The sequence below is a fragment of the Methanosaeta sp. UBA458 genome (assembly GCF_002496085.1).
In the GTDB taxonomy this organism is placed as follows: Archaea; Halobacteriota; Methanosarcinia; order Methanotrichales; family Methanotrichaceae; genus Methanothrix; species Methanothrix soehngenii.
In genome coordinates this window covers 36009-43946 of the sequence record NZ_DAIK01000043.1, presented here as the reverse complement: position 1 = coordinate 43946, position 7938 = coordinate 36009, and the positions used below count along the sequence as shown (strand labels likewise).

Sequence of the window (7938 nt, the reverse complement as noted above, 5' to 3'; positions counted from 1 at the left end):
AGAGAGCTGTCTGGCCCCCTGGGGTTATCGGTCTACAGCCAGAGCGATCCTCCCGGGGGGAGCATCACCATGGCCCAGAAGAGCATACCGATAGTGGCGGTATCTGATGATGAGATCGGTGTCATGGGCAAGATGAACCTGAGGCTGATTCCAGGCAGCAATGACATCCTGATCGACACCAATCCCTTCTCCGAGCCCGAGGTTCAATATGCCGTAAAGAAGGCGGTGGCCGTTGCCCGGTCCCGCTATCCCGGCGCCAAACTGGATATGGATTTCGTCTTCAACTTCACCTCCACCAGAGCGCAGCTCATTGGCGGGGAGAGCGCTGGAGCGGCAGCGGCCATCCTCACCATTGCCGCCCTGGAGGACAGGGATATCAAAAAGGATGCGGTGATAACCGGAACCATAAACGAGGACGGATCCATAGGCCAGATCGGCAGCGTGCTGGAAAAGACAAAAGCGGTGTCAGATGCCGGCTACAAGTACTTTTTGATCCCCGAGGGCCAGGCCGATGTTATCTATTATGAGAGGCAGGTTGAGCGCAGGTCAACCGATCTAGGCTTCGATATCATGAGGTCCAAATATGTGCCCAGAACTCTGAACATCTCCCAGGCGGCATATGAGGAGCTGGGCCTGAATGTGGTCGAGGTCTCCAATATCGATGAAGCTCTGCCCTATTTCTTTGAGGGCTGACCTTTTGGGGGGGATAGGAATATCTATTTTCAGGTGCTGCAATCTATATTGGGGTTGATATTACGGATGAATCAGATCGAATTATGATTAAGGATGCCGTCGCATCGATGGACCTGGGCCAGAAAATCCTCCTGTATGAGTCGATGAAAAAGAACGTTGGTTTGATCACTCTGATCAGCATCTTCATTCCCGGAGGGGGCCAGATATACCTGGGCGAATATCTGAAAGGTCTGCTGATACTGCTCCTCGCCTGGCTCGTCCTGCCATGGCTCTACGGCATCTATGATGCCCATACCACAGCAAGCGGCTTCAACCGCGAGCTATACGATTTTATCTACCCGGGACAGATGCTGGTGGAGGCGGAATCGTTGAAGATTCCCGTGCAGGAGGAGTAGGCAAGGGAAGAGTATTCTTCAGCAGGCCACCCCTGCAGCTGGCTATCCTGCTATCACGATCATTTGGGACGGGCTGCTCTTGGGGATGGGCCCAGTTGGATCCATCCCCATTAACAGGCCTATTCGATCGGTCTATTTGATCCTATCCTCAACCTGCTTGAAGTCGATGAACCCGAGGTTCACATCCACAGAGATCAATTCTACAGTGATCTCGTCTCCTACATCGATTCCTTTTCTTTTTCCTTTGAGCATCCCTTCCACTGGAATGTCCAGCAGCCGCACCCAGGTGCCCTTCTCCGATGAGCCGGTGACCATGGCGCTAAACCTCTCCCCGATCCGGGGCTCCAGCAGAAGGGCGGCAGCTGACTTGCTCACCTGCCGCTCCACCTTGGCCACGATATCCTCTTTCCTGGTGCAGTGGTCGGCCAGACGGTCCAGCTCACGTATTGAGTAGGGCAGGGGCTTATTCTCAATGGCTGCTTTGAGCAGCCTCTGGGTGATCAGATCGGGATAGCGCCGGTTGGGAGCGGTGGAGTGAGCGTAATCCTTGACCGCCAAGCCGAAGTGGCCTATGGGCTCCGTCTCGGGCAGTTCTGCCACGTACTCGCCATTTCCCAGCAGCTTGATTACCGCCAGGGACAGATCGGGGAAGCGGAGGGGATCTTTCTTCTTCATCATGTTCAGGAATATCTCCAGCTTTCTTGAGCTGGGGTTGGGGGGAAGCTTGAAGGCATGCTGAGCGGCGATCTGGACGATCCGGTCCCATCTCTTGGGAACCCGCACCACTCTGCGAATGGAGGGCATATTTCGCTCGGTCAGATAGCGGACGGTCACTCCATTGGCGGCGATCATGAAGTCCTCGATGATCTGTTTGGCCCGGTTAGTCTCCTCCACTAAAAGGTCGCAGAGCCTCTCCCCCTTGAAGACCGGTTTGGCCTCAATGGTCTCCAGGCTTAAAGCGCCCTCTTTATGGCGGAGGCTCTTCATATTCTGGGCCACTTTATCCTGGAGGAGAAGGTTCTCCGCCAGGCCGTCCATGGCGCTAACCGCTTGGGGCATGGGCCCAGTTCCCTCCAGCCAGGCGGCCACGCTGTTATAGGCCAGCTTGGCGTGGTTATGCACCACCGCCCGGTAGACGTCTGAGTCGACCAGCGAGCCGTCGGGGGCAACGGTCATATCCACCACCACCGCCAGACGGTCCTGGTCCAGGTTCAGAGAGGTGAGGTTGGTGGAGAGCTTCAGAGGGAGCATGGGGAAGATCTGGGCTGCAGTGTAGACGGAGGTGGTGTTGGCCTGAGCATCAAGGTCGATGGCAGAGTCCTTGTGGACCAGGCTGTCCACGTCTGCCACTGCTACCCTGATCCTGGCCTTTCCGTCGTCCAGGGGCTCGGCCACGGTAAGCTGATCCAGGTCCTCGGAGTCATCGTTATCTATGGAGGCCCAGAGCAGCCCTCTCAGGTCGCGGATATGGGGGGCGCCATCAGCCTTGGCTGGACCGTTGATACGGGCGAGCTCGGAGAGGCACTCTGGCGAGAAATCGGTTTGAAGGCCCCGCATGAGCATTATTCCTCTGGCGACTTTCTGCAAGATGGTCCGGTTCTGAGCTTCTGGTCTTTTGCCCCTGGTAATCATGAATTATTCCGAAAGAACTCAATTGATATAAATTGTTCCACCTATCTTTTTCATATACTTCTCCAGCTTCTCCTCGCACTCCTCCCAGGTCACATCCACTCCCAAGTGGTCCATGATCTCCACGAGCTGCAGCTTTACCTCCTCCCAGGAGTACTTATTCTCTGATGAACACAGGTCGGTCAATAGCCTCATGGTGGGGACGAAGGCCTTCTTGAACTCCGCCCGGATGAATCTCAGGAAAGGCTCTGGCAGGTCCCTCCGGCCATAGGACCTCAGCTCATCCAGGATCTGGTACTGGCTGGCGCAGGGATCTGAGAAGGGGTCTCGCAGGTCCTGACCGGTTGATTCAGAGAGGTTCCGGTAGGCCTGGGCGAAGATCTGGTCCACAAATGCTTTGTTGTATGCCTTCTCCCCGATCTCGGCGATCAGGCCGTAGGCCACGATCCTGCACCTCAAGAGCTGCACCTTTGCCTCCTCTGGGGGGAGCTTCAGGTGAATCTTGGTTACATACTCCTCCAGATGCTTCAATCTGGTGCGAGGCTCAAAAGTAACCGTCATGGCAGATATCGCCTCCCTGAACAAAATTCGCATCATTTATCATGAATGAATGTTCTGGCTCTGATCACTTTTAAGCTTTCTCCAGCCGGGATGGAACCGGGAGAATGACGCTTTGCCTTTGATTCGAAAAATGGAGGTATGGTGTGCAGTTTTTTCAGTCAGGCGTCCGGGGCATTAGCGAATCTAGAGTTTCAGGATAGTTCAAGGCTTGGACACTAGCCTCTCCAATGCTCTTTTGCCCTCTTAAATATCTCTTCTGTGTTCTGATTTTCATATAGTCTTCTTGAGATCTCTACGTAATCAGTAGGTTCATGGTGGAATAGAGCAAGGAATCGGAGCGCTTTGGCTGGACCCAAAGCCTTATTCAAGGCATCTATCCCAACGAGTCTCAGTTCAGCATCATCGAGCGTCTTGGCCCTCTCAGTCATATATCCTCCAATCTGATGTAGTCCACTGGATTTGAGATCACAATTTCCAGTTCTAGTCTCTTGGCCTGATTTAATAATCTGTTGTCGCAGCTTAAGAAGTAATCGGCTCCGATGAAATTGGCAGATGCAAGATGGAGGGCATCTTTTGGTGTTATTCTGGATTTTCTCTGATATTCCAGAGCACACTCATAGATTTTATCATCAGGTCCAATTCTGATCTTGCAGAGGGTGGATAGTATGAAAGCTACATTCATTCTATTTGGAAAGGGGCAGAGTAAGGTCTCGTCCTCATGCATGAAGGACCAGGCCAGTTGGATCTGTTCAATCTCCGCTCTCAGAAAGATCTCTTCACAGGCTAGAGCCTCAAGCTGGATCTTGATCTGGCTGGTATCATCAAATCTTCTTTGAAAGCAATTGTAATCAAGATATATCAGATCCATTGAATATTCCTTCTCCTGTAACATGCATCTTCACGCTGAATTTCCTTTCACAATCCCGATCTCCTCATCCGTCAGCCCGTAGAGCCTGTAGACCACGGCATCGATCAGCTCATCCGTCCTCCTGATCCTCTCCATCAGGGGGTCGAGCTTCTTTTTGGACCCCTCGAACTCCGCCCGCAGCAACTCCCCCGGCTCCCGGCGGGAGGGGTCGACTGCCAGCTTCTTTTTGTTTTTCTTGAGGACCGCCAGCAGGCTCTCATAATCGCTCTCATAGTAGCTCAGGATCCTCGTCTTGGGCTTGAGGTCCTCAATCTTCGCCCCCAGGTAGCCCTCCAGCCAGTCCAGGAAGCCCCTGATCTCCTTTTGCTTAACTTTGTTCATCTCCAGCATCCTCTCCGCCAGGAAGGCGAGAAGATCGTGGACCACGTCCGACTTCTCCTCCTCGGTGATGAAATTGCCCGCTTCGTCCTTGGGCAGCAGGGCCTCCACGCCGGCCAGGATCTCATCATCCTTTCCTTCGTCATAGAGCTGCTGCAGCTCCGCCACCAGGCGGGCGCGCTCTGGGGCGGGGGTAGTAAAGGAGATGCGACGAATGGGGATCTCGGCAAGATAAGTCGATGAAAATGTGAAATAACCACCACGTTTAATAGGACAGATAGAGTGTAAAAAGAATTCAAGGACTTTCGAATTTAGGATAGCAGCCAAAAAATCGGTTTTAACTTTTTCTGCAACTACTGCATATACTCTAGCAAAACTAAAAGCCGATCCAGTGCAATCAACTGCAAAGGAATTTCTCATGCTCTCTCCTGGAGTTAAAATCTTTTTGCTTTGGAATAGACGATTCGATCCATATCGGATCAGCTTATACCAATCATTTGAACTTCCCACAGATTTTCTGGAGTCCTTTCGATCTCTGAGTTCCTCTTCATGAGATCTTAGATAAGCATAAGCATAGGGGAAAGAATCCCTCAGCTTCTTCTCTGACAAGAGCTTTGAGTCTCCATTTTGTATTTGCTCGTATGGATATAGGAGAAACATACTTGGGGCGGCATAATAACGACTCACATCAGGCCCTCTGACTAATGGCAATAAAAGCTCTCGCTCGATCTTCCATTCTTCAATTTTCGATTGATCGAGGTTGAAAATATCGTCCTTGCCAGTTATTACCCCTCCTTTTGTATCTGCAATAGATGATAATTTTCCTGATATTAAATTATCACCGATTTTGTTCAATATCATCTTTAATCTATTATCTACTAGCTGCCATGAATTATCATTTAAAATTGCAGAGTCAATTTTAAAACCATTTCCTGTAACCAATTGGCAATGCTTATTTGATGGCAGATTTTCGATTTCATAATAATTAAAGGGTTGAGGTTCACCTGACGAGAAAATTATTATGCCAGCATATGTAGTGGCCTCTTCAAATACGGGGAGGTCCTTAAAATCTAAAAGCGATAGAATTCTATTTTTCAATAATAATTTTCGTAGTTGTCTTCCATATTCTGAAGTTAAAAATTGCGTCGAAGAGATGTACGCAGCTATTCCATTTTCTGATATCGATTTAAGTGCAACCTCAAAAAATAGAATCGAAATATCCACTCTTTTATATGCCGTACAAAATAAAGACTTGAAATAATCTGTATCTTCATGGGAGAGTTCTTGCACACGTACGTATGGCGGATTCCCAATCACCACATCGAATCCGCGCCCCTCCCCCGAAAAAGCCTCCGGAAACTCCAGCTCCCAGTGGAAGAACCTCTTCTCCCCCGCAATCTCCTGCGCCCGGCCAAACCACTCTTTCTCCCGCAACCCGGCCCAGTCCGGGAATTTCTCCGGGCTGAGGTGGCCCTGCAGCTCATAGTAATCGTCCTCTTTGACCTTGTTTCCAAAGAACGTGGACAGCCAGACATTGGCCAGCTCCGCCAGCCTCCGGGATAGCTCCGACTCCTTGATCTGCCTGAACTGCTCCTCCTTCCACTTCACCATCTGCAGGCTGTCATCCGGCAGGGCGGACATCAGGCTGTATTTTCGGAGCAGACTATCAGTGTGGCTCTTCAGCCCAAAGCTCCACAGCGGCGGCTCCTGGGCCTTCGTGCCCGGCAGGACGGAGAGCTTTTCCAGGTCTGCGCCGATGAGGGAGTTTCCGCATCGCAAATGGTGGTCCAAGAAGCTGAGCGGCTTGTTTGAGGCCACCGTCTTGAGCCACAATGAGAGCTTGGCCAGCTCCACCGCCATGGGGTTGAGGTCCACCCCGTAGATGCAGTTTCTCACCACCTCTCTTCTCGCCCAGTGGATGTCGTTTTCTGCTATCGCATCTGAGTCCTCGTCCTCCTGCCGGGCAATCTCCCGGGCATGGATGATCTCCCGGGCGATGTAGTCCGTGGCCTCCACCAGGAAATGGCCTGAGCCCATGGCCGGATCGAGCACCTTTATGGAAAGCAGCTTTCGCAACAAATCGGTCCTGAGATCTGCATCCATCGAGGCCTCCTCCATCATGGGCTTGATGAGAGGTTCCAGGGTGTTCTTCACAATGTACTTTACAATATACTGAGGGGTGTAAAAGGAGCCTGTGGCCTTCCTCTCTCCTTTGTCCGTCACCAGATACAGGCCGCCCGCCTCCACGCTGTCTGAGACTTTCTTGCCTCCTGCCTCTCTTTTCGGCAGCCAGACCTCCTTTCCCTTCTTGCTCTTCTCCTTGACCGCCACCATCGATTCTGTGGCGATGTTCAGCCTGTACTCCAAAATGCCCTCATAGATCGATCCCAAATGGCGGATATCTAAAGAGGAATAGTCGACGAAGACCGGGCCGTTCTCTCCCTGGGACCGGGCCAGCAGATCGATGGCCTCCGCCAGATAGGAGTTTCCTATCCTCTTCTCCGCCAGAAAGGGATTTTTGGCCGGATCGAACAGCCCTCCATTGTAGGCCGGAATGTAAAACTCCTCTTTGGAGTAGCCGAAGGCCTCGCTCCCGTCATTGATCAGCCGGAACAGGTCCCTCAGGCTCTCCCAGTAGGTGGACTGGACTGCGAGGATTTTTTCACCTCGATCCTTCTTGCCTGCTATCTCCTCTTTTAGCCGGCGCAGGCTCATCTCTTTGTAGTGGCGGTTGTCTACTTTGAGGAGCCTTCTGCTCTCCGCATAGAAGATGAATAAAAGGCGGTAGAGCAGACGGAGTGAGTTCTCCTGAACCTCTCTGAGCATCCGCTCCTGATCTTGCGGAACTGTCAGTGGCCATAGCGAGTTTGCCGGCTCATAGATGAAGCCCTCCGCCAGGACCTTCATCGCCCGGTAGACATTCTCCTGCAGGTCCTCGCCCACCTTCTGGGCATATGCTAAGCTTTCCTCCCGAATTTTATCCAGGAAGGAGGGTCCGAGGGGAGTCTCGGGAAAGGCCTCCCTCCGGAAGAAAAGATAAAAATACTTGAATATTGATAGGTCACCAGTCTCTTCGATCCGGGCGATCAGATCGGGAAGGTTCACCTCATAATATGAGTCCATGCTCACGCTTGAGTCCTCATGGTAGAGCCTCCACAGCCTGCCATTGGTGAGGATCGCCCATTTGGGCGGGGTTGCCCTCAGGTAGTTGTCGATCTGAAAGCTGGGGTTGGTCATCTCCCGCAGCACCCTTCCCTGACGGCTCTTATCTAGAACCACATTCCAGGCCTTGGCATCTCCAACGGCCACCGACCTCTTATAAAAGTCATCCGAGCCCTTTTGGGAATAGGCCTCATTCAGCGCCTCAGCATCGGGAAAGAAGGCATAATCGGGCTTCAGGGGATCATGATGCAG

The 7938-nt window shown here is 52.1% G+C and carries 7 protein-coding genes; 2 read left to right on the top strand and 5 right to left on the bottom strand.

All coding sequences use genetic code 11. The features are described from left to right. Positions 1-69: 69 nt before the first annotated feature. Positions 70-693: a S16 family serine protease gene (locus BP822_RS02785; protein WP_286877689.1), complete on the top strand. Its 624-nt coding sequence runs from the start codon at positions 70-72 to the stop codon at positions 691-693. An 83-nt stretch (positions 694-776) separates the two neighbouring features. Continuing rightward, positions 777-1088 carry a hypothetical protein gene (locus BP822_RS02780; protein WP_286877688.1) on the top strand — a complete coding sequence of 104 codons (312 nt, stop codon included), beginning with the start codon at positions 777-779 and terminating at the stop codon, positions 1086-1088. 132 nt (positions 1089-1220) lie between these two features. Here BP822_RS02780 and BP822_RS02775 read toward each other — a convergent pair whose 3' ends face one another. The 5 genes from BP822_RS02775 to BP822_RS02755 form a co-directional block, all read right to left on the bottom strand. Next, on the bottom strand, positions 1221-2720 hold the full coding sequence (locus BP822_RS02775; RefSeq protein WP_286877687.1) for an RNB domain-containing ribonuclease: 1500 nt from the start codon (positions 2718-2720) through the stop codon (positions 1221-1223). Between the two features lie 18 nt (positions 2721-2738). Next, the gene (locus tag BP822_RS02770) at positions 2739-3314 is read right to left on the bottom strand and encodes a hypothetical protein (protein WP_286877686.1); all 576 of its coding nucleotides are present in this window, start codon (positions 3312-3314) and stop codon (positions 2739-2741) included. A gap of 179 nt (positions 3315-3493) precedes the next feature. After that, positions 3494-3706 (bottom strand): hypothetical protein, encoded by a 213-nt coding sequence (locus BP822_RS02765; protein WP_013718899.1) that lies wholly within the window; start codon positions 3704-3706, stop codon positions 3494-3496. Next, positions 3703-4002: a PIN domain-containing protein gene (locus BP822_RS02760; RefSeq protein ID WP_273467446.1), complete on the bottom strand. Its 300-nt coding sequence runs from the start codon at positions 4000-4002 to the stop codon at positions 3703-3705. Before BP822_RS02760 ends, BP822_RS02765 begins: the two co-directional genes overlap by 4 nt. 174 nt (positions 4003-4176) lie before the next feature. Next, positions 4177-7938, bottom strand: a 3762-nt coding sequence (locus tag BP822_RS02755) for an Eco57I restriction-modification methylase domain-containing protein (protein ID WP_286877685.1), incomplete at its 5' end; no start/stop codon positions are given.